This window comes from Pseudoxanthomonas sp. J31, assembly GCF_000510725.1.
Taxonomy (GTDB): domain Bacteria; phylum Pseudomonadota; class Gammaproteobacteria; order Xanthomonadales; family Xanthomonadaceae; genus Pseudoxanthomonas.
In genome coordinates this window covers 156,494-181,941 of record NZ_AZNZ01000001.1, presented here as the reverse complement: position 1 = coordinate 181,941, position 25,448 = coordinate 156,494, and the positions used below count along the sequence as shown (strand labels likewise).

General features: G+C 73.7%; 25 protein-coding genes. 8 read left to right on the top strand and 17 right to left on the bottom strand.

The genetic code is table 11. The features are described 5' to 3' along the window. Positions 1-98 precede the first annotated feature (98 nt). The 4 genes from PSEJ31_RS0100800 to PSEJ31_RS0100785 all read left to right on the top strand — a co-directional run bounded on the left by PSEJ31_RS0100800 (position 99) and on the right by PSEJ31_RS0100785 (position 4,641). Entirely contained in the window at positions 99-1,079 is a 981-nt protein-coding gene (locus tag PSEJ31_RS0100800) for a cupin-like domain-containing protein (protein ID WP_051403628.1), read from the top strand. Then, positions 1,079-2,617, top strand: coding sequence for a tryptophan halogenase family protein (locus PSEJ31_RS0100795; RefSeq protein WP_028914357.1), 1,539 nt, complete (start codon positions 1,079-1,081; stop codon positions 2,615-2,617). Before PSEJ31_RS0100800 ends, PSEJ31_RS0100795 begins: the two co-directional genes overlap by 1 nt. Positions 2,618-2,861: 244 nt before the next feature. Continuing rightward, positions 2,862-3,419: an Ax21 family protein gene (locus PSEJ31_RS0100790; RefSeq protein ID WP_019399408.1), complete on the top strand. Its 558-nt coding sequence runs from the start codon at positions 2,862-2,864 to the stop codon at positions 3,417-3,419. A gap of 235 nt (positions 3,420-3,654) precedes the next feature. Further along, on the top strand, positions 3,655-4,641 hold the full coding sequence (locus tag PSEJ31_RS0100785) for a LysR substrate-binding domain-containing protein (protein ID WP_028914356.1): 987 nt from the start codon (positions 3,655-3,657) through the stop codon (positions 4,639-4,641). 208 nt (positions 4,642-4,849) lie between these two features. Here the strand turns inward: PSEJ31_RS0100785 and PSEJ31_RS0100780 are convergent, their stop codons facing one another. The 11 genes from PSEJ31_RS0100780 to PSEJ31_RS15465 form a co-directional block, all read right to left on the bottom strand. After that, positions 4,850-5,428 carry a YceI family protein gene (locus PSEJ31_RS0100780; RefSeq protein WP_028914355.1) on the bottom strand — a complete coding sequence of 193 codons (579 nt, stop codon included), beginning with the start codon at positions 5,426-5,428 and terminating at the stop codon, positions 4,850-4,852. Between the two features lie 41 nt (positions 5,429-5,469). Further along, on the bottom strand, positions 5,470-5,946 hold the full coding sequence (locus tag PSEJ31_RS0100775) for a TlpA disulfide reductase family protein (RefSeq protein WP_019399405.1): 477 nt from the start codon (positions 5,944-5,946) through the stop codon (positions 5,470-5,472). Continuing rightward, complete coding sequence (locus PSEJ31_RS0100770; protein WP_028914354.1) at positions 5,943-7,739, bottom strand: protein-disulfide reductase DsbD domain-containing protein; 1,797 nt, start codon at positions 7,737-7,739, stop codon at positions 5,943-5,945. Before PSEJ31_RS0100770 ends, PSEJ31_RS0100775 begins: the two co-directional genes overlap by 4 nt. Then, positions 7,736-8,773: a cytochrome c peroxidase gene (locus PSEJ31_RS0100765; protein WP_028914353.1), complete on the bottom strand. Its 1,038-nt coding sequence runs from the start codon at positions 8,771-8,773 to the stop codon at positions 7,736-7,738. Before PSEJ31_RS0100765 ends, PSEJ31_RS0100770 begins: the two co-directional genes overlap by 4 nt. Before the next feature lie 8 nt (positions 8,774-8,781). Further along, entirely contained in the window at positions 8,782-9,258 is a 477-nt protein-coding gene (locus PSEJ31_RS0100760; RefSeq protein ID WP_028914352.1) for a protein-disulfide reductase DsbD family protein, read from the bottom strand. A gap of 51 nt (positions 9,259-9,309) precedes the next feature. Continuing rightward, positions 9,310-10,662 (bottom strand): TlpA disulfide reductase family protein, encoded by a 1,353-nt coding sequence (locus PSEJ31_RS15470; protein ID WP_037034204.1) that lies wholly within the window; start codon positions 10,660-10,662, stop codon positions 9,310-9,312. A gap of 230 nt (positions 10,663-10,892) precedes the next feature. Then, positions 10,893-11,924, bottom strand: coding sequence for an NAD(P)H-dependent glycerol-3-phosphate dehydrogenase (locus tag PSEJ31_RS0100750; protein ID WP_028914351.1), 1,032 nt, complete (start codon positions 11,922-11,924; stop codon positions 10,893-10,895). Positions 11,925-11,946: 22 nt separating this feature from the next. Then, the gene (gene secB / locus PSEJ31_RS0100745) at positions 11,947-12,483 is read right to left on the bottom strand and encodes a protein-export chaperone SecB (RefSeq protein WP_028914350.1); all 537 of its coding nucleotides are present in this window, start codon (positions 12,481-12,483) and stop codon (positions 11,947-11,949) included. A gap of 108 nt (positions 12,484-12,591) precedes the next feature. Beyond that, positions 12,592-13,026: a rhodanese-like domain-containing protein gene (locus PSEJ31_RS0100740; RefSeq protein ID WP_026010665.1), complete on the bottom strand. Its 435-nt coding sequence runs from the start codon at positions 13,024-13,026 to the stop codon at positions 12,592-12,594. A gap of 67 nt (positions 13,027-13,093) precedes the next feature. Then, positions 13,094-13,513, bottom strand: coding sequence for a hypothetical protein (locus PSEJ31_RS0100735; RefSeq protein WP_019399304.1), 420 nt, complete (start codon positions 13,511-13,513; stop codon positions 13,094-13,096). Between the two features lie 31 nt (positions 13,514-13,544). After that, positions 13,545-14,033, bottom strand: a complete 489-nt coding sequence (locus PSEJ31_RS15465) for a YiiD C-terminal domain-containing protein (RefSeq protein WP_037034202.1) — start codon at positions 14,031-14,033, stop codon at positions 13,545-13,547. Positions 14,034-14,090: 57 nt separating this feature from the next. Here PSEJ31_RS15465 and PSEJ31_RS0100725 point away from each other — a divergent pair, with 57 nt between their 5' ends. From PSEJ31_RS0100725 to PSEJ31_RS0100715, 3 genes are all read left to right on the top strand, one after another. Continuing rightward, a complete protein-coding gene (locus PSEJ31_RS0100725) occupies positions 14,091-14,843 on the top strand; it encodes a uroporphyrinogen-III synthase (RefSeq protein WP_028914349.1) in 753 nt (250 codons plus the stop codon). Positions 14,844-14,940: 97 nt separating this feature from the next. Next, positions 14,941-15,918, top strand: a complete 978-nt coding sequence (locus tag PSEJ31_RS0100720; RefSeq protein ID WP_028914348.1) for a uroporphyrinogen-III C-methyltransferase — start codon at positions 14,941-14,943, stop codon at positions 15,916-15,918. Next, positions 15,915-17,171, top strand: coding sequence for a heme biosynthesis HemY N-terminal domain-containing protein (locus PSEJ31_RS0100715; RefSeq protein WP_028914347.1), 1,257 nt, complete (start codon positions 15,915-15,917; stop codon positions 17,169-17,171). The genes PSEJ31_RS0100720 and PSEJ31_RS0100715 overlap by 4 nt, the downstream gene beginning before the upstream one ends. A gap of 82 nt (positions 17,172-17,253) precedes the next feature. Here PSEJ31_RS0100715 and PSEJ31_RS0100710 read toward each other — a convergent pair whose 3' ends face one another. Further along, entirely contained in the window at positions 17,254-18,531 is a 1,278-nt protein-coding gene (locus tag PSEJ31_RS0100710) for an acetyl-CoA C-acetyltransferase (RefSeq protein WP_019399314.1), read from the bottom strand. A 168-nt stretch (positions 18,532-18,699) separates the two neighbouring features. Here PSEJ31_RS0100710 and PSEJ31_RS0100705 point away from each other — a divergent pair, with 168 nt between their 5' ends. Continuing rightward, on the top strand, positions 18,700-19,587 hold the full coding sequence (locus tag PSEJ31_RS0100705) for a hypothetical protein (protein WP_028914346.1): 888 nt from the start codon (positions 18,700-18,702) through the stop codon (positions 19,585-19,587). Positions 19,588-19,776: 189 nt separating this feature from the next. Here the strand turns inward: PSEJ31_RS0100705 and PSEJ31_RS0100700 are convergent, their stop codons facing one another. The 5 genes from PSEJ31_RS0100700 to amt form a co-directional block, all read right to left on the bottom strand. Continuing rightward, complete coding sequence (locus tag PSEJ31_RS0100700; protein WP_028914345.1) at positions 19,777-20,364, bottom strand: superoxide dismutase family protein; 588 nt, start codon at positions 20,362-20,364, stop codon at positions 19,777-19,779. A gap of 120 nt (positions 20,365-20,484) precedes the next feature. Then, the gene (gene ntrC / locus PSEJ31_RS0100695; protein WP_028914344.1) at positions 20,485-21,915 is read right to left on the bottom strand and encodes a nitrogen regulation protein NR(I); all 1,431 of its coding nucleotides are present in this window, start codon (positions 21,913-21,915) and stop codon (positions 20,485-20,487) included. After that, positions 21,912-22,970 carry an ATP-binding protein gene (locus PSEJ31_RS0100690; RefSeq protein ID WP_125076368.1) on the bottom strand — a complete coding sequence of 353 codons (1,059 nt, stop codon included), beginning with the start codon at positions 22,968-22,970 and terminating at the stop codon, positions 21,912-21,914. Before PSEJ31_RS0100690 ends, ntrC begins: the two co-directional genes overlap by 4 nt. Before the next feature lie 54 nt (positions 22,971-23,024). Then, on the bottom strand, positions 23,025-23,771 hold the full coding sequence (locus PSEJ31_RS0100685) for an N-acetylmuramoyl-L-alanine amidase (protein ID WP_028914343.1): 747 nt from the start codon (positions 23,769-23,771) through the stop codon (positions 23,025-23,027). Between the two features lie 205 nt (positions 23,772-23,976). Beyond that, positions 23,977-25,434, bottom strand: coding sequence for an ammonium transporter (gene amt, locus PSEJ31_RS0100680; protein WP_026010669.1), 1,458 nt, complete (start codon positions 25,432-25,434; stop codon positions 23,977-23,979). Between the last annotated feature and the right edge of the window lie 14 nt (positions 25,435-25,448).

Here is a 25,448-nt window from a genome sequence, read left to right as displayed (position 1 = left end):
CTGGACCTGGCGCCGTGGACGAACAGGCCATCCATCGCCGACACCCCGCCGGCCCGGCGGGCGGGACGATCCCGGAACTGGAGGTCGCCGCGCCCGGCATGGTGCCCGAGGCGGTGCTGCAGGGATCGCGCCCGCTGGTCCTGCGCGGCCTGGTCGCGCACTGGCCGGCGGTGGCCGCGGCGCGGGAATCGCCCGAAGCCGCCATCGCCTACCTGCGCGGGTGCGAACGCGCGGATGCGCCGCCGGCGGTCGCGACCGTCGGGCCGCCCGATATCGAGGGCCGCTTCTTCTACGACGAGGACCTGGCCGGATTCAATTTCCGCCGCGAGGAGGTGCCGCTGGGCGTGGTCCTGGCCACCCTGCGCAAGTACCTGGCGCACGAGCGGCCCCCGGCAATCTACGTCGCCTCCACCACGCTCGACACCTGGCTGCCGCGGTTCCGCGCGGCCAACGACCTGGCCCTGCCCGGCGCCGAACCGCTGGCCAGCATCTGGATCGGCAACCGCAGCCGCATCGCCGCGCACCAGGACCTGCCGGAGAACATCGCCTGCGTGGTCGCCGGGCGCAGGCGCGTGACCCTGTTCCCGCCGCAGCAGCTGCGCAACCTCTACGTCGGTCCGCTGGAATTCACCCCGGCCGGGCAGCCGGTGAGCCTGGTCGATCCGGCCGCCCCGGACCTGCAGCGCTTCCCGCGCTTCGCCGAGGCGCTGCGCCACGCCATGTCCGCCGAACTGGGCCCGGGCGACGCGGTGTTCATCCCTTCGATGTGGTGGCACCACATGGAAGGCCTGGAGGGCTTCAACGTCCTGGTGAACTACTGGTGGCGGCGCGCGCCGGCGTGGATGGACAACCCGGTGGACGCCCTGATGCTGGCCATCGCCAGCCTGCGCGGCCTGCCGCCGGAGCAGCGCGCGCTGTGGCGCGACGCCTTCGAGCACTACGTGTTCGGCTACGACGAGGGGCAGGTGGCCGGCCACCTGCCGCCGGCCGCGCGTGGGGTGCTTGGTCCGCTGGACGAGGCGCGTGCGCGGCGCATCCGGGCCAAGCTGGTGCAACGGCTGCAGCAACGGGGGACCTGATGGACGACGCACGCCTGCCTTCCACCCCCATCCGCCGCGTGGTCATCGCCGGCGGCGGCACCGCCGGGTGGATGGCCGCCGCCGCGCTGGCGCGCACGCTGGGCCGGGTGCTGGACATCACCCTGGTCGAGTCGGAGCAGATCGGCACGGTCGGCGTGGGCGAGGCCACCATCCCGCCGCTACGCACCTTCCACCGCCTGCTGGGCATCGGCGAGCAGGACTACCTGGCCGCGACCCAGGGCACGATCAAGCTGGGCATCTCTTTCGAGAACTGGAGGGCGCAGGGCCACCGCTACATCCACTCCTTCGGCAGCAGCGGCCGCGACCACTGGTCGGCCGGCTTCCAGCACTTCTGGCTGCGCGGCAGGCAGGAGGGCCTGGCCGGCGATTACGCCGACTACTGCATCGAGCTGCAGGCCGCGCACCAGGACCGCTTCTCCCACCTGCCCGACTACCACGTCAACTACGCCTACCACATGGATGCGGCGCTGTACGCGCGCTTCCTGCGCGCACTGGCGCAGCGCCATGGCTGCCGGCGCGTGGAGGGAAAGATCGCCGAGGTGGAAACCGACCCGGGCAGCGGCTGCATCGGCGCGCTGAAGCTGGAAAGCGGGGACGTGCTCGAAGGCGACTTCTTCATCGACTGCACCGGCTTCCGCGCGCTGCTGATCGGGCAGGCCCTGGGCGTGGGCTTCAGCGACTGGTCGCAGTGGCTGTTGAACGACCGCGCCCTCGCCGCCCAGACCACCGCGGTGCGCGACGCGGTGCCGTATACCCGCGCCATCGCCGGGACGGCGGGCTGGCAGTGGCGCATCCCGCTGCAGCACCGCGTGGGCAACGGCATCGTCTATTCCAGCCGCTTCATGGACGATGACCAGGCGCGCGAGGCCTTCCTCTCCAGCCTGGAGGGCGAGGTGATCCGCGCGCCGTGGCCGGTACGCTTCCGCCCCGGCCAGCGCCAGCGCTGCTGGGAGAAGAACTGCGTGGCCCTGGGCCTGGCCGGCAGCTTCATCGAACCCCTGGAATCGACCACGATCCACCTGATCCAGCGCGGCATCGTGCGCCTGCTGCAGTCGTTCCCCGGGGTGCTCAGCCAGGCCGCCATCGACGATTACAACGCGCAGCTGGACGCCGAACTGCAGCACGTGCGCGACTTCGTGGTGCTGCACTACCACGCCACCGAGCGCCGCGACTCGCCGTACTGGGAGGAGGTGGCCTCGATGCGGCTGCCGCCGAGCCTGCAGCACCGCATCGACCTGTTCCGCGAGACCGGCCTGGTGTTCCACCAGCCGGGCGAGCTGTTCGCCGAGAATTCCTGGGTCCAGGTGATGATGGGCCAGGGCATCGTCCCGGCGCGCCACCATCCGGCCGCGGCGGTGCTCGGCCGCGGGGACCTGCAGCGCTTCCTCGGCGACGCCCGGCGCCAGGTGCTGGAAACGGTGGCACGCATGCCCGCGCACATGGATTACCTGCGCCGCTACGCGCCGGCCCCGCCGCCGGGGCTGCAGCAGGCCGGCACTGCCGCGCAGGACGCCTGAGCGCTCCGTCCGGCGCGTTCCCGCGCGGCGATCGGCCGGATTCCGCCAAGCGTTTCACACAAATCGCGTGCGCGTCGGCGCGGGTCGGCGGCGCCGCGGAAAAGTTCCCCCGGCGCGCGGGTAATTCATGTACTGGTCAGTTCTGAATTCAGGCCATGTTGCAGGTGGCGGCGAATAATGCGCCTGCCGTGAACGCGAACGCTTCGCTCACTGGCCCATAACAACGAGACAAGAGAGTCCGTACATGAAGAAGAATTCCCTGCTTGCCCTGGCCCTGGTCGCCACCCTCCCGTTTGCTGCCAGCGCCGCCGATGGTGTGTCGTACAACTACGTCCAGGGCGGCTACGCCGCGACCAATACCGATGGCGCGGATGCCGACGGCTTCGGCGTGGACGCCTCGGTCGCCATCGCCCCCAACTTCCACCTGTTCGGCGGCTACAGCAACCAGGAGATCGACCACAGCTCGGTCGACTTCGACCAGTACCGCTTCGGCGTCGGCTACAACCGCGAAGTCGCCCCGGCGGTCGACCTGGTCACCAAGGTCGCCTACGAGAAGTTCGATGCCGGCCGCGGCTTCGACTACGACGGCTGGAGCGCCGAGGTCGGCGTGCGCGGCTCGCTGCATCCGAACCTGGAAGGCTACGTGATGGCCGGCTACGAGGACGGCGACGAGTACGACGGCGAGTTCTACGGCCGCATCGGCGCGCTCGCCAAGTTCAACCAGAACTGGGGCATCAGCGGCGACGTGAAGTTCGTCGATGGCGACACCCAGTGGTTCGTGGGCCCGCGCTTCACCTGGTAACCCGCGTCCTCCGCGCAGGGCGGGAGGTCTCTCTCCCCCGCCCGCCCTGCGGGGACAGTGCTGGCGTGTCCCCTCTCCCTCGCGCCAGCCACCCGGAGCCCGGCCTCGTGCCGGGCTCTTTTTTTGCGCATAGGCCGCCTGCTCATGTCGTCATGAGCATCGCGCATGGCCGCGGGCGGTCCACGGGCCGGACGCCATGACAGACTCGCGCAGCGACCACGCTCCGTGTCCCGCGATGACCCTGACCCAGCTGCGCTACTTCGCCGCCATCGTCGATGCCGGGCTCAACATCACGCTTGCGGCCCGCAAGGTCCACGCCACCCAGTCGGGACTGTCCAAACAGATCAAGCAGCTGGAGGAGGAACTGGGATTCCTGCTGTTCACCCGCCGTGCGCGCAGCCTCACCGCGCTGACCCCGGCGGCCGAACGCGTGCTCGAGCACGCGCGCCCGCTGCTGGCGCATGCGGCCAACATCCGCGCGCTGAGCGAGAACCTGCGCCGCGAGAGCGGCGGCGAACTGCACATCGCCACCACCCACACCCAGGCTCGCCACGTGCTGCCCCCGGTGCTGGCCGCGCTCAAGCGCAGCTACCCGCAGGTGGCCATGCACCTGGCGCCGGGCGGGGACGGCGAATCGCTGGCCCGCCTGGCGCGCGGCGAGGCCGACCTGGCCATCGTCAGCAGCAGCGGTGATCCGCCGCCGGGCGACATCCGGCTGCCGCTGTACCACTGGGAGCGGGTGGTGGTGGTGCCGGCGCGGCACCGCCTCACCCGCCTGGGCCGGCCGTTGCAGCTGGACGACCTGGTGCACTACCCGCTGGTCAGCTACGAATCCAGCCGCGAGCCCGGTTCCTCGCTGCTGCGCGCGTTCCGCGCCGCCGCACTGGAACCGCAGGTGGCGGTCACCGCGCGCGATGCCGACCTGATCGCGACCTACGTGCGCAGCGGCCTGGGCGTGGGCATCGTCGCGGAGATGGCGGTGGAGTCGATCCAGGGCGAGGACCTGGTCGCGCTGCCGGCCGACCACCTGCTGCCCACCTGCACCACCTGGCTGCTGCTGCGCCGCGACCGCCTGCTGCGCGACTACACCGCCGAGCTGGTCGCGCGCATGGTCGGGGCCGACGTGCGCGACGTGCGCCGTGTCGCCGGCGGCGAGGCCACGCCGGAATGGCCGGTGCCGCACTGGCGCGAGACCGGCACCCTGCTGCGCCGCCGGCGCTGAGCGCCGCGCAGTAGCCAAGGCCATGCGGGCGGGCGCACCAGGCGTGCCGCGCCTGCGTGCGCCATCGAAGACTGGCGCGATCCGGGCCGCTGCCACGGCCGGTGCCATTGGAGTGCGGCGCCCCGGCCTACGCAGCCTAAGCCGCATCCGGATGCCAGCGCCGCGCGTGCCAGGCGCGTGCATCCCGGATGCGGTGGTGGCGCCAGGCCTACTGCACGCCGCCGGCCAGGGCCAGGAGCTGGATCCGGATCTCCAGTTCGTCGCCGATGTGCGGCAGCTGCTGCACCAGGCCGAACTCGCTGCGGCGGATGCGGGTGCTGGCGGACACGCCCAGCGCCGGCGCGTCCTTGGCCGGGTGCTGCGCGGCGCGGGTCACCACGGCTTCCAGCTCGACCGGCCTGGTCACCCCGCGCAGGGTCAGGTCGCCGGCCACCTGCAGGCGCTGGCCGTCCACGCGCACCGAGCGGCTGGTGAAGCGCGCCTCGGGGAAGCGCCCGGAATCGAAATAGTCCTCGCGCTGCACGCGCTGGTTGAGGCGCTCCACGTGGCCGTCGAAGCTCGCCAGCGGCAGCACCACGTCCACCCGCGAGGTGGCGGGGCTGGCGGGGTCGTAGACCACGGTGCCGGTGGCCTCCAGCCGCGCGGTGGGGCGGGCGAAGCCGAGGTAGTCCCAGCTCACCAGCACATCGGTATGGGTCGGGTCGATGGTGTAGCTCAGCGGTGCGGCGGTGGCGCCGGCGGTGGCGGCCAGCAGCAGGGCGGCAAGGGTCGGGCGCAGCGCTTTCATGGCGGGACTCCGGGGTCGTGGAAGGAATGCACGGCGGCGGCTCAGCGCGCCGCCGCCGTCCAGGCCGCCAGTTCGGCGGCGGTGAGCGGGCCGGCCTTGCTGCGCAGCACCCTGCCCTGCGCGTCGAGCAGGACCGAGTACGGCAGCACACCCAGGCGGTTGCCATAGCGCGCGGAACTGCCGGCCTGGCCGTAGTCCACGGCCTCGACCAACACCGGGTAGCGCACCGGCCGCCGCGCGAGGTAGGCCTGCACGCTGGCCGGCTCGTCCAGGGCGATGCCCACCACCTGCACCGCGCGCTTGCCGGCCTGCGCGGCGGCGAAGGCATCCAGCTCCGGCATCTCGCGCAGGCACGGCGCGCACCAGGTCGCCCAGTAGTTCAGCAGCACCGGCTGGCCGCGCCACTGCTCCAGCGGCGGCGCGTGCGCGGGCGCAGCGGCCTGGGCGATGGCGGCGCACAGCACCAGGGGCAGCCAGGCGAAGCGGCGGTGGCGCGCGCGGGCGGACGTGCGTTTCATGAGGCATCTCCCTGCAGCGCGGCCTCGACCTGGGCCTCGGTGGGAACGGTGGACAGCACCCGGCCGGCGCCCCCGGGGCGGAACACCACGTACAGCGGCACCCCGACCGCGCCGTGCTCGCGCAGGAACGCGGTGATCTCCGGATCCATCCGGGTCCAGTCGCCCTTGAGGTAGACCGCACCGCTGCGATGCAGGGCGGTCCGGAACGGCGCGCGCGCGAACACCCGGCGCTCGTTGGCCTTGCAGGTCACGCACCAGTCGGCGGTCATGTTCACGAACACGGTGCGGCCGTCGGCGCGCAGCCGCGCCAGCGCCTGCGCCGAGTACGGCAGGCTGCCGTCGGCCGCTTGCCGCGCCGGCTCCGGTGCCGCCGTCGGCAGGGCGTGGATCCGGTACAGCGGCCAGGCCGCGACCAGCGCCAGCAGCAAGGCCGCAAGCCGCGGTCCGCCGTTGCCGACGTGGCGCAGGCGCTCGCTGGCCCACAGCGCCAGTGCCAGCCACAGCATCCCGGCCAGCAGCCAGCCCAGGGCCTCGCTGCCGTGCTGGCGCACCAGCACCCAGGCCAGCCACGCGGAGGTGGCGTACAGCGGGAAGGCCAGCGCCTGCTTGAGGGTTTCCATCCACGGCCCCGGGCGCGGCAGGCGCGTGGCCAGCGCCGGGACGAAGCCCGCCAGCAGGAACGGCAGCGCCAGCCCGAGCCCCAGCGCCAGGAACACACCCAGCGCGGCCGCGACCGGGAGCGCAAAGGCCGCGGCCAGGGCCACGCCCATGAACGGCGCGGTGCAGGGGCTGGCTACCACCACCGCCAGCACGCCGGTGGAGAAATCGCCCCCCAACCCGTCGCGGCCTGCCAGGGCCTGGCCGGCGCCGCCCAGGCGGGTGCCGATCAGGACCACGCCCGACAGCGACAGGCCCAATGCCAGCATCACCCATGCCAGGAACGCGACCACCACCGGCTGCTGCAGCTGGAAGCCCCAGCCCACGGCCAGGCCGGCGCCGCGCAGGGCCAGCACGATGGCGCCAAGCGCGGCGAAGGCCAGCAGCACGCCGGCGGTATAGGCCAGCGCGCGGTGGCGCGCATGGCGCGGCGAGCCGCCGGATCCGGCCAGCGACAATACCTTCAGCGACAGCACCGGCAGCACGCAGGGCATCAGGTTGAGCAGCAGGCCGCCAAGCACGGCCGACAGCAGCAGCGCGGCCACGGCCGGAGCGCCGGTGGCGGCGGCTGCGGCGGTTCCGGATCCCGTCGCGCCGGCTACCCCGGCATCCACGGCTACGGTGGCGGTGGCGCCCGCGTCCGGCGCGCCTTCCACCCGCACGAGGCCGCCGTCGATCCGCAGCACCGTGGCGTGCGGCGGATAGCAGACCAGCGGCTCGACCTCGTGGCAGCCCTGCACCACCACGCGCAGGCGGGTGGCCGTGGCCGGCGCCGCGGGCGCCGCCAGCACGACCTCGGCGCTTGCCTCGCCGCGGTAGACCTCGACCGGCCCGAGGTACGGGTCGTCCTTGGCCACGCCCGGCGGCAACCGCAGTTCCGGCGCCGGCGCATCGTCCAGCGCGCGTACGTGGATGCGTTCGCGGTAGAGGTAGTAGTCGTCGGCCACGCGCCAGTGCAGGCGCAGCCGGGTCGGCGACTGCAGCCGCGCGTCCAGGGCGAACGCCTGCTCCACCGGCAGCAGGCCCGGCGGTCCTGTGTCCTTCGCATGCAGCGACGGGACCACGGCGCCGGCAAGCAATGCGCCAAGCAACGGCCAGCGCGCGCGCAGGGTACGGGGCATGGCGACCGCGCTCATCGCCGCGCCTCCAGCAGCGGCGCGTAACGCGCGTCGGTCAGCGACACCAGGAAGGCCTCCAAGTCGTCCAGCTCCTGCGCGTCCAGGCCCAGCGGGCCGGCCATCGAGGCATCGCGGCCGTGGGCGCCGGGTACCACGCGGTCCGGGTCGTTGTAGTACTCCAGCACCTCGCGCAGGGTGGCGAACATGCCGTTGTGCATGTACGGCGCGGTCACCGCCACGTTGCGCAGCGAGGGCACCTTGAACTGGCCGTCATCGGCCGGGTTGCCGGTGACTTCGCCGCGGCCACGGTCGGCGAGCCCGGCGCCGTCGTACAGGCCGATGTTGCGGAAGCGGTCGGAGGTGAAGTCCTCGCCGGAATGGCAGTCCGCGCACTTGCCCTTGCCGATGAACAGCAGGCGGCCGCGGCGCGCCGCCTCGCTGATGGCGCCGTCGTCGCCGCGCGCGTAGCGGTCGTAGGGCGAATCGCCGGACTCGAGGGTCTTCTGGTACGCAGCCAGGGCCCGGCCAAGGCTGCGCGCGGTGGCCGGACCGCCGTAGGCGGCCTCGAACGCGGCGCGGTAGGACGGGTCGGCGTTGAGCCGCGCCAGCGCCTGCTCCAGTGGCAGGTCCATCTCCAGCGGGTTCTCGATCGGGAAGATCGCCTGCTCCTCCAGGGTCTCGGCGCGGCCGTCCCAGAACATCGAGGTGCGCGCGGCGACATTGAGCACCGAGGGCGTGTTGCGCCGGCCCAGGCGTCCGCCCACGCCGGCGCTTACCGGCACGTCGTCGGCGAAGGCGCGCTCGGGGCGGTGGCAGGACGCGCAGCTGGTGCTGCGGTCGGAGGACAGCAGCGGGTCGAAGAACAGGCGCCGGCCCAGCTCCACCCGCAGCGCGGGCAGGTCGGCGGCGGCCGGTGCGCCGGTGGCGGTGGCGGCCGCGCCGGCCAGCCACGGCAGCGCGGCCAGGCCCGCGGCGGCCAGGGCCAGGCCCAGCAGCAGGCGCGGCCCGTGGCCACGACGGCGGCGGCGCGTGCGCAAAGCGGCAGCGTCCACGGCATTCCTCACGGCACGACGGCGAACGGTGCCTTGAACAGGGTGCACAGCCCGCTGCCCTCGTGGCAGCTCTGCCCGGCCAGGGTGCCGCTGACCTCGCGCGCGCCCGGCTCCAGGCGCACGCGCTGGCGGAAGGTGGCCTGCCCGGCGAAGTAGGCATAGCGGTACTCGCCGGCGAAGTTGCTGCCGCTGCGTTCCTGCGCGCCTTCCGCGCGCAGCGGCTGCAGCGCCTGGCCGCCGGACTCCACCGCCAGCCGCGCCGGGCGCGGCCCGAAGTCCCCGGCGTCGAAGCCGGCGGCGTACACGATCCAGCCCGGGCGCACCGGCACGCTGGCCACCAGCTCGACCTCGCCCGGCGCGCCGGGCACCGCTTCGGCGCGCCAGCGCCAGTCCAGTTCCACTTCTTCCTGCGCCGGCGCCGGCGCCGCGGCGAGGGCGAGCGCGCCCAGCAGCAGGCCGCGGGCGGCCTGTTTCCAGTCCCTCATGGTGCTTCCTCGTTGCGATGGCGCCTGCCGCCGCCGCGGCAGGCGCCGGGTTCAGGGTGCGGCGGCCAGCGTGGCCGGCGGCGCAGTGCCGGCATCGGCGCTGGCGTACGGGTCCGGCTCGGCCAGCAGTTCGTCAAGCAGCGCGTTGAAGCGGGCCACGTACTGCTCGTAGTACTCGCCGGTCACGGTGCCGGTGTAGCCGGTGTAGATCTCGCGCACCTCGCCCTTGCGGTCGATGATGAAGGTGGTCGGGAACGCGGCCAGGTAGTTCACGCCCTGCAGCTTCTCGGTCGCCACCTTCTTGTCGGCGATGCCGCCGAACACGATGTCGTACTGGATGTCGAAGTACTGCTTGAACTTGCCCAGCACTTTCTGGAAGTACTCGAAGCTGTCCTCCTGCTCGAACGCGACCGCCACCGCCTCGACCCCGCGGTGCCTGTTCTGCCTGAACCACGGCGCCAGGAAGTAGGTCTGGTCGGTGCAGTTCGGGCACCAGGTGCCGATCACCTCGACGATCACCACCTTGCCCTTGTACTTGTCGTCGCGCAGGGAGACGGTGCGGCCCTGCAGGTCGGGGAAGCTGAAGTCGATGCGCTTCTGCCCGTCCTTGAGGAAGGTCAGCTGGTAGGGGTCGGGCAGCTCGGCCGCCGGGTCCTTGCGGCCCTCGAAGCGCACCACGTTGTAGATGCCCGAGCCGGACACGCCCTGCAGGTTGCCATCCTCGTCGATCGTGCCCTTGATCAGGCGCGGGCTGGGGCCGCTGAAGTGCGACAGCCAGAAGCGGTTGCCCTGGACCACGCCCTCCAGCTCACGCGAGTCGCCCACCGCGGTCATGATCACGCCGGTCAGGCGGTTGCCCTGCTGCTGGAACAGGCCGACCTGGTTGCGGCGGTTGCGGCGCTCGTCGGGGTTGTCGTCGCGCAGGCGCGCCTGGTCGGACTGCTGCAACGCCCACTTGCCGCTGAGGTCGACCCCGGCCGGCTGCTCGCGGCCGGGTTCGACGAAGCGCCAGGCCTTGCCGTGCTCGGCGGTGAACGGGATGTTGCGCGCGCCGTTGCGGCTGGGCACCAGGTCGCGGTACTCGCCGGCGAGGGTGCCGTCGTCGCGCACGGTGAACACCAGGGCGGCGTCGTAGGTGTTCATCGGCACGGACAGGGTGTCGTCGGACACGCGCTCGACCACGAAGCGATCGCGGCGCGAACCGTTGATCAGCTCGAAGCTGGCGTCGGCCGCGTCGCGGCCCCGGACCTCGAAGTTGAACGGGATCGGGTCGCCGTCCACCGTGAACTCGCCGCGCCAGATGCCTTCCTTCGGGAAGCGCGCGGCGGCCTCGGCGGCGGCGGCCGGCAGGAGCGTGGCCAGCAATGCGGTGCCTGACCACAGCAGCGCTGCAACTGCCTTCATTGCCTCACCTCGTCGTTGGGGATGCCTCCGGGGCAACGAATGTAGGAAGCGGCACGCGGCGGCGTCCACGCGAAAACCCACGCCATGCATGGCATGTGCTCATGTGCTGATGAGGGCAGGTGCTGAGGCGGCTTCCGCGGCGGCGGCTACGCCGGGCCGCCGCCTGCGATGGCGGCTCCGGTCGATCCGTCATCACGGGGACCCGCGCCGCGAGCCGGCGCGGGCAGCCCTCAGCGGAACAGGGTTTCCGGGTATTCCGGCTTCTGTTCGCGGGCCAGCAGCTGCTCCAGGCCCTGGCGCGGGGTCAGTTCGCCGTGCAGCACGGCGTGCACGCCGGCGGAGATCGGCAGTTCCACGCCGTGGCGGTTAGCCAGGCGCATGACCTCGTTGGCGGTCTGCACCGATTCGACCACCTGGCCGATCTCGCGCACCGCCTCGTGCAGCTCCTTGCCACGGCCCAGGGCCAGGCCCAGGCGGCGGTTGCGCGACAGGTCGCCGGTGCAGGTCAGCACCAGGTCGCCGAGGCCGGCCAGGCCCATCAGGGTCTCCGGGCGCGCGCCGATCGCCGCGGCCAGGCGCAGCATCTCGTTGAGGCCGCGGGTGATCAGGCCGGCACGGGCATTGAGGCCCAGCTCCATGCCGTCGGCCACGCCGGTGGCCACCGCCAGCACGTTCTTCATCGCCCCGCCCAGCTCGGCGCCGACCATGTCGTCGCCGGTGTAGGCGCGGAACGCGGGGCCGTGCAAGGCCGCGGCGACCTTGCGGGTAAACGCCGGGTCCTCGCCGTGCACGGTCACCGCGGTGGGCAGGCCCAGGGTGACTTCCTTGGCGAACGAGGGGCCGGTGACCACGGCCAGCGGCACGCCCGGGCCGAGCACGTCGGCGGCAACCTCGTGCAGGAAGCGGCCGGAGCCGGGCTCGAAGCCCTTGGTCGCCCAGGCCACGCCGGCACCGGCCGGCAGCAGCGGCTTGAGCGCGTGCAGGGTCTCGGTGAAGGCATGCGAGGGCACCACCACCAGCACCCAGTCGCAGCCGGCGACGGCCGCGGCCAGGTCGGTGGTGGCACGCAGGTTCCCGGGCAGCGGGATGCCCGGGAGGTAGCGCGGGTTCTCGTGGCGCTGGTCGATGGCCTCGACCACCACCGCGTCCCGGCCCCACAGGGTGGTGGCCAGGCCGTTGCGGGCGGTCAGGGTCGCCAGGGCGGTGCCCCACGACCCGGCCCCGAGGACCGCCAGCCTGCTGCTGCCGGTTGCGGCAGTCATCGGATGCGCGTTTGCCGCCGGATCAGGCGTTGCCGGCCGGCTCGGCCGAGGCCGCGTCGCCCTCGGCGGCCTGCTGCTGCGCGGCCTGGGCCTGGCGCTGGCGCAGGGTCTCGGCGTACAGCGCGTCGAAGTTGATCGGCTGCAGCAGGAACGGCGGGAAGCCGCCGGCCTGGACCAGGTCGCTGACCAGCTGGCGCACGTACGGGAACAGGATGTTCGGGCACTGGGTGCCCAGCAGCACGTCCACGCCCTGCGGCGGCAGGCCGGCGATGCCGAACACGCCGGCCTGGTCGACCTCGACCACGTAGGCGGTCTTCTCGCCGACCTTGCAGGTCAGGGTGACGCGCAGGGAGACCTCGAACGCGGTCTCGTTCAGGCGCTGCACGCGCTGGTTGAGGTTCAGCTGCAGGTCCGGCTGGCCCTGCTCGTTGAAGATCGCCGGCGAATTGGGCGACTCGAAGGAAACGTCCTTGACGTAGATCTTCTCGACGCTGAAGGCCGCGCCGGCGGCTTCCTGCGGGGCGGGGGCGGCAGCGCCGTTGGTGGTTTCGTCGGACATTTCGGACTCCGGAATCGCTGGTTGGATGGCCGGCTGAACCGGCCGGGAACGGAACGCGGGATTATGGCACGTGCGCCGGACGCGGGTAGCCCCGGGGCGCGGCCGGGCTCAGCGGCCCTTGACCAGGGGCAGGCCCGCGGCCTGCCAGGCGACCAGCCCGCCGTCGAGCCAGTACACCTGCTCGAAGCCGGCCTTCTTCAGCTTGCGCGCGGCGCCGGCCGAGGCCATGCCGGTGCGGCACACCACCACCACCGGCGACTGCTTCGCGCCGGCCAGCAGCTTGCCGGCCGGGTCGAACTGGCTGGGGATGATGTTGCGGCTGCCGGCGATGTGGCCCTTCTCGAAATCGGCGATCGCCGACAGGTCCACCACCAGGGCGCCGGGCTGGTTGGCCACCAGCGCCAGCTCCGACGGCTTGAGCGCCTTGTAGCCGCGCAGCAGGCGCATGATCTCGGTGTAGATGATCGCCACGGTCAGACCGGCCAGCGCCAGCGACAGCATCGGGTGGCGGCCGGCGAAGGCCATCAGGGTCTCAAGATTCACGGCGCGCGTTCTTCATGCGGATGGGACGGGGCGGCGATTGTCGCACATGCCCCGCGCCGCGCCGCCGCTAGTGCCCGTCCCAGAAGTCCGGCAGCCCGGAGACCTGCCACCAGCGCCGCGCCTGCGCGTCCCAGCGCCACAGCTCGCGCCAGCGCACGGTGCGCTCGGCCTGGGTGTGGCGGTTGACCGCGCCGACCTCGATCTCGCGCGCGACGGTGCCGTCGGCCAGCACCGAGCTGGTGCCCTCGCGGTAGCGGGTCACCTGCAGCTGGCGGTAGCGCTCCAGTTCCAGCCCGCTGACCGGGTGGGCGGCCAGCCATTCCGGATCGACCAGCTGCAGCGCGGCCTCGTAGTCGCTCCAGCGCACCGCCGCGGCGAACGCCTCCTGCGCCTGGCCCAGGGCCTGCGCCTGGCGCTTGCCCATGGCATGCGCCGGCAGCACCAGCGCGCACAGCGCCAGCAGCAGCAGGATCCCTGGAATGCGCATCGTCGTCCTCCGGCGGGCCATGGCCGGCATGCTAGCAGCTGGCCCCGGCGGCGCGGCCGCCGGCCATGGCCACGTAGCGGCCGCTGAACACGGTCGCATCGCCGCCGCCGGGCAGGGCGATGCGCGCGGCGATCCGGCAGCGCGCGCGGCCACGCTGGCGGAAAGTGGCGAGGAAATCCTCCCACTGCCCTTCCTCCAGCCAGGCCTCCGCCTCCAGCGCGTCGTACAGCGGCGCCAGGTAGCGCACGTGGCTGTCGGCCACGTACACGTCGGCCGGGTGCCCGGCGCGGGCCAGGTGCCAGGTGGCCAGGCCCCAGCCGGCCAGGGTCATCAGCGAGGCCAGGCTGCCGCCGAAGGCCGAGCCCTTGTCGTTGATGTTGGGCGCCAGCGGCGCGCGCAGGCGCAGGCGGCCGTCGCCGGCATGGACGATCTCGATCTGCATCTGGCGCGCCAGCGGGATCGCGCACAGCTGCGCGCGCACGGCGGCCAGGGCGGGGTCATGCGGCTCGTTCGTGGTCATCGGCAAAGGGTAGCGGAAGCCCGGCCCGGGCCGGTCCGCGGCCCGCATAATGCGCGGATGCCTGCACCCCCTCCGCCCTGGACCCTGGTCTCGCTGCGCCCCGCCGGCGGCCACGACGCCATGCGCCGCGCCGCCGCGCGGCATGGCGCGCGCCTGCTGGCGCTGTCGCCGTGGGCGTTGCGCCCCTGCGACGACGACGATGCCCGCCGCGCGCTCGACGCGGCCCTGGCCTGCGAGGCGGTGCTGTTCACCAGCCCGGCGGCGGTGCGCGCCGCCGCGGCCCTGCGCCCGCTGCGGCCGGGTCCCGGCCAGGCCTGGCTGGCGGTGGGCGCCGGCAGCGCCGCCGCCCTGCGCCGCGCCGGCGTGGCCCGGGCGCAGGCCCCGGCGCGGATGGACAGCGAGGGCGTGCTGGCGCTGCCCGCGCTGGCCGCGCCCGCCAGCGTCGGCCTGGTCACCGCCCCGGGCGGACGCGGGATGATCGCGCCGACGCTGGAAGGCCGCGGCGCGCGGGTGCTGCGCGCCGACGTCTACCGCAGGGAGCCGCTGCCGCCGGCGCCGCGCGCGCTGGCCGCGCTGCGCGCGCTGCAGGGCCCGGCCTGCGTGGCGGTCAGCAGCGGCGAGGCGCTGGAACGGGTGCTGGACGGCTGGCCGGAGGACGCGGTCGCGGTCCTGCGCCGCTGCGCCGTGGCCGCCGCCAGCGAACGCCTGGCGGAACTGGCGCGCGCGCGCGGCTTCGCCCGCGTCGCCTCCGCCGCCAGCCCGCGCCCGGCGGCACTGGCGGCGCTGGCGCAACAGCTGGTTGCCGGGTGAGTCCTTGCGGGCGCGGCGGCGGCCAAGCGATGCTTGCCGCTGGCCGGATGGCCGCCTGGAGCGCGGCACCCCCCGCCCGGCCGAACAGGATGCAGCCGTGAACGAGACTCCCCCTTCCCGCCGGCCATCCACGCGCGCGCTCGCGTGGCTGCTGGTCCCGCTCGTACTGGTGCTGGCCGGCGCCTTCGCCTGGCATGCCTGGCGCCAGCAACAGGCGCGCCTGCACGACCGCAACGCCGACCAGGCGCGCCAGCTGGAAACCCTGATCGCGCGCATGGACAACCTGCGCAGCGACCTGGCCACCCAGTCGCGCCTGATCCGTGATGCGTCCAATGCCAACCGCGTGCTGCGCGACGAGGTACTGGGCCTGGGCCAGCGCAACGCGCTGCTGGAGGACAACGTCGCGCGGCTGGCCGCCAGCAGCCGCGACGGCAGCCGCAGCGCGCGCCTGGACGAGGCCGAGCTGCTGCTGGTGATGGGTGCACAGCGCCTGCGCATCGCCGGCGACGTGGAAGGCGCGCGCCGCGCCTACGCGCTGGCCGCCAGCCTGCTCGAGGGCCTGCACGACCCCGGCCTGCTCAACCTGCGCCAGACCCTGGCCGAGGAGCGCGCCGCGCTGGACCGGCTCGGCCCCGGCCCGCGCGCGGCCATCGCCGCGCGCCTGGACGCGGTGGCCGCGCGCCTGGCCGACCTGCCGCTGGAAGCCCCGGCGGCCGACGAAGGCCGCCCGCAACCGTGGTGGCAGCGCGCGCTGGCGCCGCTGGTGCAGGTGCGCCCGGCCGGCAGCCACGAACTGCTGACCGGCAGCGAGCGCATCGCCGCCGAAACCACCCTGCAGCTGGAGCTGACCCTGGCCCGCGCCGCGCTCGAGCGCGGCGACGCGCCGGCGTTCGGTTCGGCGCTGCAGCGCGCGCAGGCGGCGATCCGCCGGTTGTGGCCGGATTCACCCGCCCTGCGCGAGGTTCAGGGTCAACTGCAGGCCTTGCGCGGCCAGCCGCTGGAACTGCAGGAACCGGTGCTGGAAGCCACCCTGCTGCAGCTGCGGGCCGCGCGCGAAGCGAGGAGTGTGCAATGAAGCCGTATCGATGGCTGGTGGCGTTGCTGGTCGCGGCGGTGCTGGGCGTGCTGGCCGCGCAATGGATCGCGCAGCAGGACCCGGCCGCGCTGGGCCGGGTGATCGTGCGCACCGGCGGTTACGACTACAGCACCAGCCTGCCGGTGGCCATCGCCCTGGCGGCGCTGGCGCTGGTGGTGCTGGGCGCGGCCTGGCACCTGCTGCGGCTGCCGTTCCGCGCCTGGGGCCGCTACCGCAAGCGCCAGGGCCGCGGGCGCCTGATCGAGGGCATGCGCGCGGTCTACGGCGGTCGCTGGAGCCAGGGCGAACGCCTGCTCGGCAATGCCGCCGACGATGCCGAGGCCGGCACCCTGGCCCTGGCCGGCGCGGTGCGCGCGGCCGATGCGCGCGGCGACGAGGCCGCGGCCGCGCAGTGGCTGGCGCAGCTGGCGCAGCGCGACCCGGTGCTGCACGCGGTGCTGCAGGGCGAGCGCATGCTGGCGCGCGGCCGTCCGGTGGACGCGATCAACGCGCTGGACGTGGCCGAGGCGCAGCCGCTGCCGCCGCGCGGCCTGCTGTTGCGCGCCCGCGCCCTGGCCGCGGTGCACCGCGCCGGCGAGGCCTACGGCCTGCTCGGCGCGCTGCGCCAGCAGGCAGTGCTGCCGGCCGACGAGCTGGCCACCCTGGAGCTCGACCTGGCGGCCGCCTCGCTGGAGGAGACCGACGACGCCAACCTGCTGGCCGAGCGCTGGGAAGCCATGCCCAAGACCCTGCGCACCGAGCCGGCGGTGGTCGGGGCCTATGCCCGCCGCGCCGCCGCGCTGGGCTGGCACGAGGCGGCCATGCGCCACCTGGAGCAGGCGCTGGACGCGCACTGGGACGAGGAGCTGGTGGACCTGTACGCGCGGCTGCCGGTCGGCCACGTGGATTCGCGCCGGGCCAGCGCCCAGCGCTGGCTGCAGCAGCACCCGGGCAGCCCGGCGCTGCTGGTGGCGCTGGCGCGCCTGGCAAGGCAGCAGGAGCAGTGGCCGCAGGCGCGCGACTTCCTGCAGCGGGCGCTGGAACAGGGCGCCGGCGCCGAGGCCTGGGAACTGCTGGGCGACGGCCTGGCCGAGGCCGGCGACCACGCCCTGGCCGCGCAGGCCTACGCCAACGCGCTGCTGGCAGGACGCGGCGAACCGGTGCAACCGCTGCCGGCGCGCCTGCTCCAGCCGCCGGCCGACGCCGCCCCGGAGGAACGCGACGCCAACGGCCTGCCGCGGCTGGTGGAGTGATCCGCCGCGGCGCGGATCCCGGCGACCCGGAAAAGGAAAGGCGGCCCCAGGGCCGCCTTTCTTCGTTGCGCCGGCGCCGGGATCAGCGCTCGACGATCGCCACCACGCCCATGCCGCCGGCGGTGCAGATCGAGACCAGGGCGCGGCCGCCGCCGCGCTCGGCCAGCTGCTTGGCCGCGGTGGCGATGATGCGCGCGCCGGTGGCGGCGAACGGATGGCCGGTGGCCAGCGAGGAACCGACCGGGTTGATCTTCTCCGGGTCGATCCGGCCCAGCGGCGCGTCCAGGCCCAGGCGGGTGCGGCAGTAGTCCTCGCTCTCCCAGGCGCGCAGGGTGCACAGCACCTGCGCGGCGAAGGCCTCGTGGATCTCGTAGATGTCGAAGTCCTGCAGGGTCAGGTTGTTGCGGCGGAGCATCTCGGCCACCGCCACGGTCGGCGCCATCAGCAGGCCCTCGCCGTGGACGAAGTCCACCGCCGACACGTGCGCGTCGCGCAGGTAGGCCAGCGGCTCGTGGCCGTGGGCGCGGGCCCACTCCTCGGTGGACAGCAGCACCGCCGCGGCGCCGTCGGTCAGCGGGGTCGAGTTGGCGGCGGTCAGGGTGCCGCGGCCGGAGGTCTTGTCGAACGCCGGCTTGAGCGTGGCCAGCTTCTCCAGCGAGGTGTCCGGACGCAGGATGTTGTCGCGCTCCACGCCGCGGAACGGCGCGATCAGGTCGGAGAAGAAGCCGCGCTCGTAGGCGGCGGCCAGCTTCCTGTGCGAGGACACCGCCCACTCGTCCTGCGAGTCACGCGAGATGTTCCACTGCTTGGCCATGTCCTCGCAGTGGTCGCCCATGCTCTTGCCGGTGCGCGGCTCGGCCACGCCCGGGAACTCGGGCTTGAGTTCGGACAGGCGGAAACCCTTGAATGCGGCCAGCTTGTCCTTGAAGGTCTTGCCGCGGTTGGCGGCCAGCAGGCGCGCGCGCAGCTTCTTGCCGTAGACGATCGGCACGTCGGAGGTGGTGTCCGAGCCGCCGCCGATGCCCGAGTCGATCTGCCCGACCGCGATCTTGTTGGCGATGGTGATGATCGAATCCAGGCTGGTGCCGCAGGCGCGCTGCAGGGTGATGCCCGGGGTCAGCGGCGACAGGCCCGACGACAGCGCCGCCTCGCGGCCCAGGTTCCAGTCCGAGGAGTGCTTGATGACCGCGCCCATGGCCACCTCGCCCAGCTGCTGCCCGTGCAGGCCGAAGCGCTCGACCAGCGCCCCCAGGGTGCGCACCGACATGCCGAGGTTGCCCACGTCGGAGTAGGCGGTGTTCTGGCGGCAGAACGGGATGCGGACGCCGCCGAGGATGGCGACGGGGCGGGTGGATGGCATGGGATGACCTCGGGTGGATTCCATCGGGATTACGGTCTGCATACGCGACCGAATGCATAATGGCCGAAGTGTATCCCCCAGCCGTCAGGCGGCCAACGATGCAGACCCATTTCGCGATGAACGGCGGCCCGCGCCGCCAGTCCCACCCTTCCCGGCGGAGGACTACGCGTGGCTGACACCGTGTTCCGTGGCGTGTTCGCGCTGGAGCTGGCCGGGGGGCAGGCGCCCGGCCGCGCCGCGCTGTCCCAGGAAGAGGCCGGCACCCTGGCGGTGGCCGTGGGCCGCGACCTGGCGCGGCTGGTGCCGGACGTCGCCTCGCTGGACCTGGTCCTGGCCGCCGCCCACTTCGACCCGGCCGAGGCCCTGCGCCCGGGCTGGTCGCTGCACCGCCGGCTGGAGGAGCTGCACATGCGTGCCCCGGGCCGCAAACAGGGCCCGCGCGTGGTCGCCTTCGGCACCGATGCGGACGGCGACGTCCCGCTGCCGCTGCAGGCCGACCCGGCCCTGACCGGCGGCGGCCTGCGCGTGCTGCCCTTCATCCTCGCCGGCGAGCCGCAGACCCTGGCGGTGGTCGCCGGCGCGCTGGAGGAAAGCCTGCTGCCGCAGGGCATGGCCGGTGCCGACACCGCGCTGCTGGCGCAGGACGGCTTCCGCGCCCGGATCGAGCATGCGCGCTACCTCAGCGCCCACGACCTCGCGGCGATGATGGCCATGCAGTACGACAACCAGGGCCTGTCGGCGCTGTGGAACCTGATCGAGGCGGCGCTGCTGGCGCCGGGCTCGGAGGAATGGCTGGACGCCGGCCCCGAACCGCTGCTGCGGCTGGCCGACGGCGAGGCGCGCATGGCCCTGTTCGACCCGGCCGGCTGGTGCGCGCACTACCACGGCGGCACCCCGGGCGAAGGCGAGTGCGAGCGCCTGCAGCGGCTGTACGAGCTGTTCCTGGCGCGCCAGCGGCAGCTGGCCGCGGTGCTGGAGGCACACGGCATCCCGGTGCTGTACGTGCACGCCAACGGCCAGCAGGACGCGCGCGCCCTGCTTTCGCAAGCGGCCTGATCCGCAGGCTGCATCCCGCAGCCGTTGCGGCGTCTTCCCGCCCGCGTGCGGCGGATGCGTCCACGCCCCTGCACACCGGAGCGCGGCCCGGACCGTGGCCCCGGCCGCGCCGCCTTGCAGCGCGGGTTTTCGCGCGCGGCCCGGGACCCGGCCCCCTCCGTCCGCCGGAGGGGAGGGCCCTGGTGCCGCTCAGCGCACGACCTTGATCACCCCGCAGGCCACGCGCGCGCCGGCGTTGCCGGTGGGCTGGCTCTGGTAGTCGTCCGGGTCGGCATGCACGATCACCGCGCGCCCGGCGATGTCGTTGGCCGCGCCGCCGCCCAGGGTCACCCCTAGCAGGTGCGCATCGACCGTGGCCACGCCCTCGGCGTCGCTGCTGATGTTGTCCATGTCCCCGCCATGGTGGGCGCCGCTGCCGGCGCGGCCGTGCGGGGCACCGGCCGGGTTGAAGTGGCTGCCGGTGCTGGTGGCGTCGGCCGCGCTGCAATCGCCCTTTTCGTGCACGTGGAAACCGAACTGGCCGTTGGCCGGCAGCCCGCCGACCTGGCCGCGCACGTGCACGCCGCCGTCCATCGGCACCAGGACCAGGGTGCCGCTGACCCGGCTGCCGGAGGCCGAGGCCAGCGCCACGCGCGCTTCCTGCGCGGTGCTGGTGGCGACCGGCTCGGCCGGCGCCGGCGGTGCCGGGGCCACCGGCTCGGTGGTGCTGCAGCCGGCCAGCAGGGCCAGGGCCGCCAGGGCGGGCAATGCGATTCGCGGATGGGCGGGAGTCTTCATGCACGTGCACCGGTCAGTGGAACGGACCGCCATGGTGTCCGCTGGCGCGTTGCCGGGCAATCAAGGGCAGCGGCCCCCCATCCGCGACGGCGCGCCCGCACCGCAGCGGGGCCACGCCGCTCAGCGCTCGCGGCGGCGCCCCGGGCCCAGCTTGCGGGTGACGGTGTTGCGGCCCACGCCCAGCAGCGCCGCCGCTTCCACCCGGCGGCCGCCGGTGTGTTCCAGGGCGGCGTTGAGCAGGGCCCGGTCGAAGCGTTCGCGCGCCTCGGCGTGCAGGTCGCGGGCGCCGGCGCGCAGGCAGTCCAGCGCCCATTGCCGCAGCTGCATGTCCCACTGCGCGGCGCTGGCCGGCGCCGCCGGCGGCGCCGCCACCGGTGCTTGCAGCACCTGCAGGTCCTCCAGGGTGATGGTTTCGCCCGGGGCCAGCGCGGCCAGGCGCCAGCACAGGTTCTGCAGCTCGCGTACGTTGCCCGGCCAGTCCATCGCCTGCAGCGCGGCCAGCGCCGCCGGCTCGAAGCGCTTGGCGCCGCCGCCGAGCTTGCGCGAGGCGCGGTGCAGGAAGGTGGTGGCCAGCAGCGGGATGTCGCCGCGGCGCTCGCGCAGGGCCGGGATCTGCAGCCGCACCACGTTGAGCCGGTGCAGCAGGTCGGCGCGGAAGCGGCCCTGCTGCACCAGCGCCTCCAGGTCCTGGTGGGTGGCGGCGATCACCCGCACGTCCACCCGGATCAGCTCGCGGCCGCCCACGCGGAAGAACTCGCCCTCGGCCAGCACGCGCAGCAGGCGGGTCTGCAGCGAGGCCGGCATGTCGCCGATCTCGTCCAGGAACAGGGTGCCGCCGTTGGCCTGCTCGAAGCGGCCCACGTGCCGCTTCTGCGCGCCGGTGAAGGCGCCGGCCTCGTGCCCGAACAGTTCGCTCTCCAGCAGCTCGGCCGGGATCGCGGCGGTGTTGAGCGCCACGAACGGGCCATCGGCGCGCGGCGACTCGCGGTGCAGGGCGCTGGCGACCAGTTCCTTGCCGGTGCCGGTCTCGCCGGTGATCAGCACCGACAGCGGCGCCTGGGCCAGGCGGCCGATCGCGCGGAACAGCGCGCGCATGGCCGGGGTGTCGCCGATCAGCTCCTGGCTGGCGGCCTCCTCGGCGGCGGCGGCCGGCACCGGCGGCGGTGGCGGCGCGCCCTCGGCCGGCAGCGCGCGTGCGGCCAGCGCCACCGCGTCGTCCAGGTCGAACGGCTTGGACAGGAACTCGTGGGCGCCGCCGCGGAAGGCCGAGGCGGTGCTGGCCACGTCGGTGTAGGCGCTCATCACGATCACCGGCAGCTGCGGGTGCGCGGACTTGAGCCGGTCCAGCAGCTTGAGGCCGTCGTCGCCGGGCATGCGCACGTCGGTGAACAGCAGGTCCGGGGCGCCACGCACGCGCAGTGCCGCCAGCGCGCTGGCGGCGTTCTCGAAGCCGTCCACCTCGTAGCCGGCGTCGCGCAGCGCGGTCGCCAGCACGAAGCGCACCGAGCGGTCGTCGTCCACCACCCAGACGCGGCGGCTCTCGGAATTCATGCGGCGGTCTCTCCTTCAGGCTCGGTCTGCGGCAGCAGCAGGGTGAAAACGGTATGGCCGGGGCGGGAACGGAAGGTCAGGGTGCCGCGGTGCTCGCGCGCCACCTGGTGGGCCAGGGCCAGCCCCAGGCCGGTGCCCTCGGCGCGGCCGCTGACCAGCGGCAGGAACAGGTGCTCGGCCAGCTCCTCCGGCACCCCGCGGCCGTCGTCCACGATCTCCACCCGCAGCGCGCGTGCGTGCAGGTGGTCGCGGATGTTGAGGCCATGCTCGAAGCGGGTGCGCAGGATGATGGTCGAGGCTCCCGCCTGCAAAGCGTTGTTGACCAGGTTCCACACCGCCTGGGCGAGGCGGTCGGCGTCGCCGGGGAATTCCGGGATCGAGGGGTCGTAGTCGCGCTGCATGCGCACCGGGCGGCGGCCCTCGGCCTCGGCCTCGGCCAGGCGCAGCACGCGCTCGAGCACGGCATGGATGTTCAACGGCGCGTGCGGCCGCTGCGGCGCCGGCGACAGCAACTGGTCGACCAGGCTGCTCAGGCGCTCGATCTCCGAGCCGATCAGCTCGATCAGCTCGCGCTCGCCGGCATCGTCCTGGCGGCTGGCGGCACGCCGCGACAGCAGCTGGGCCGCGCCCTTGAGCCCGGCCAGCGGGTTGCGCAACTCGTGGGCCAGGCCCTTGAGCGCGGCCTGCAACGCCCCGGGCAGGGCCTGGGCCGCGTCCGGCAGGGTCAGGTCGTCGCAGGGATGGGCCTCCAGCAGCCAGCCGCCCTCGACCCGGGTGACCCAGCCATCGGCCAGACGCGGGGCCTCGCCGGGCAGGCCCAGGGCGATGCGGTGCAGGCGCAGGATCTCGCGCTCGTCCTGCTCCAGGAACCGGGCCAGGGCGTCGCCCTCCTGCTCCAGCGCCGCCAGCGGCTGCCCGACCAGGCGCCGCGGGCCGATCCCCAGCCAGCGCGGGAAGGCGGCATTGACCCCGGCGATCCGCGCCTGGGCATCGGCCCAGACCACGGGCGTGGCCAGGTGTTCGAGGGTGGGTGCGGCTACGGCGCTCATCGACATTGCACCAATCTAGTGCATGGCGCCGATGGCGGCGATGGCCGCCGCGGGTGGCGGTCAGCGCCGGCGCCGCGCCTGCAGGACCAGCGAATGCAGGATGCGGAGGTCCTCCGCGTCCAGGGTGTCGGCCTCGTCGCCGCGGTAGTGGCGGCGGTAGGCGCGCACCGCCGCGACCGGGTCGTGCAGCGGCCAGCCGATGGCCTGCAGCGCCAGCCACGGATCGAAACCGGGAGGCGGTTCGCCATCGGCCGGATCCGGCCACAGGCCAAAGCCGGCCTCGGCCAGGCGCTGCCACGGGAACCGCGGGCCGGGATCGCGCTTGCGCGTGGGCGCCAGGTCGGCGTGGGCGATGACCGCGTGGCGCGGGATGCCCAGGCGCGTGGCCAGGTCCTCGAGCAGGCGCAGCAGGGCCTCGATCTGCGCGGGCGGGAACGGTGCGGCGCCATCATTGTCCAGCTCGATGCCGATGGACGCAGAGTTCAGCTCGGTGAGCGCGCCCCAGCTGCCACCGCCGGCATGCCAGGCACGGCGCCGGTCGTCGACCAGCTGGTGCACGCTGCCGTCGGCGCCGACCAGGTAGTGCGCGCTTACCGGCCCGCCGCTGTTGCGGGTGCGCAGCGTGTGCAGGCTCTCCGCCACCGAGCCCTGTTCGGTGGCGTGCAGCACGACCAGCGAGGGCCGCCGGGCGTCGTGGTTGGGCGAAGGCGTCCATTGCGCCAGCGGGCTGCGCTGCGGCGCGTGCGCGCAGGCGGCCAGCAGCAGGCAGAGGACGGCGGGAAAGAGCGTGCGCAGGTCCGGGCTCATGCCCCATTGCACCGCCCCGCGGCGGCGGCGGCAAGCACTGCCTCCGGCGCGCATGGGTGACGGGAAGGCGGAACACGGTTCACCTCGGCGCATTGCAGGCGCGGCCGCTCGGGCAGCGCGCGGGGATCGGGCGGTGGCGCCGGGCGGCGCCACCTCGGTTGTTGCAGGAAGCGCGCCGCGGCCTGTGCCCGCGGCGCGATGCCACTCAGACCTCGTAGGCGGACTCGCCGTGCGAGCTGATGTCCAGGCCGATGCGCTCGGCCTCCTCGTTGACGCGCAGGCCGAACACCAGCTTGGCCACCAGCAGGGCCAGCACGGTGACCACGGCGCACCAGACGATGGTGAAGCCGATGCTGACCACCTGGATCCAGACCTGGCTGCCGATCGAGAAGTCGGCGTCGCCGGTGCCGCCCAGCGAGGGCGCGGTGAACACGCCGGTCAGGACCGCGCCGACGATGCCGCCGACGCCGTGCACGCCGAACACGTCGGCGGTGTCGTCCACGTTCAGCAGCTTCTTCAGGCCGGTGACGCCCCACACGCAGATCGCGCCGGCGGCCAGGCCGATCACGATCGCGCCCAGCGGACCGACCGTGCCGCAGGCCGGGGTGATGCCGACCAGGCCGGCGACCGCGCCGGAGGCGGCGCCCAGCGCCGACGGCTTGCCCTTGCTGATGGCCTCGACCAGGGTCCAGCCGACCACCGCCGCCGAGGTGGCGAGGATGGTGTTGATGAAGGCCAGGGCGGCGGTGCCGTCGGCGGCGGCGGCCGAGCCGGCGTTGAAGCCGAACCAGCCGATCCACAGCAGGGCGGCGCCGATGAAGGTGAACGGCACGTTGTGCGGCTTCAGCGCGGTCTGGCCGAAGCCCAGGCGCTTGCCGACGAAGTAGGCGCCGACCAGGCCGGCCACGCCGGCGTTGATGTGCACCACGGTGCCGCCGGCGAAGTCGATCGCGCCCAGCTCGCCCAGGTAGCCGCCGCCCCACACGATGTGCGCCATCGGCAGGTAGCTGAAGGTGAACCACAGCACCGAGAACAGCAGCACCGCCTTGAACTTGATGCGCTCGGCGAAGGCGCCGACGATCAGCGCGGTGGTGATGGCGGCGAAGGTGGACTGGAAGGCCACGAACAGCAGCTCCGGGATGGTGCCGCTGAGGGTGTCGACGCCGATGCCCTTGAGGAACGACTTCTCGGTGAACGAGCCGAAGAAGGCGTTGCCCTCGGTGAACACCGCGCTGTAGCCGTAGAAGGCCCACAGCACGATCACGATCGAGGCCACCACCAGCACCTGGCTGAGCACCGACAGCACGTTCTTGCTGCGCACCAGGCCGCCGTAGAACAGGGCCAGGCCGGGCACGATCATCAGCAGCACCAGCAGGGTCGAGGTCAGCATCCAGGCGGTATCGCCCGAATCCAGGCTCGCCTCCTCCTCGGCCGGCGCCTCCTCGGCGGCGGCGGGCTCGGCGGCCGCTTCCCCGACCGCGGCAGCGGCGTCGGCCGTGGCATCGGCGGCGGCGGCGACCGCCGCGGCGGCTTCCTCGGCCGGCGGCGCGGCGGTTTCCTGCGCTTGGGCGGCGAAGGCGGTGGTCGCCAGCGCCGAAACCAGCATCATCAGGCACACGGAATAGAACCGGGTCTTCCACCCGGCCAGGAATCGCGTCTTCATGGTTCTCTCCGGGG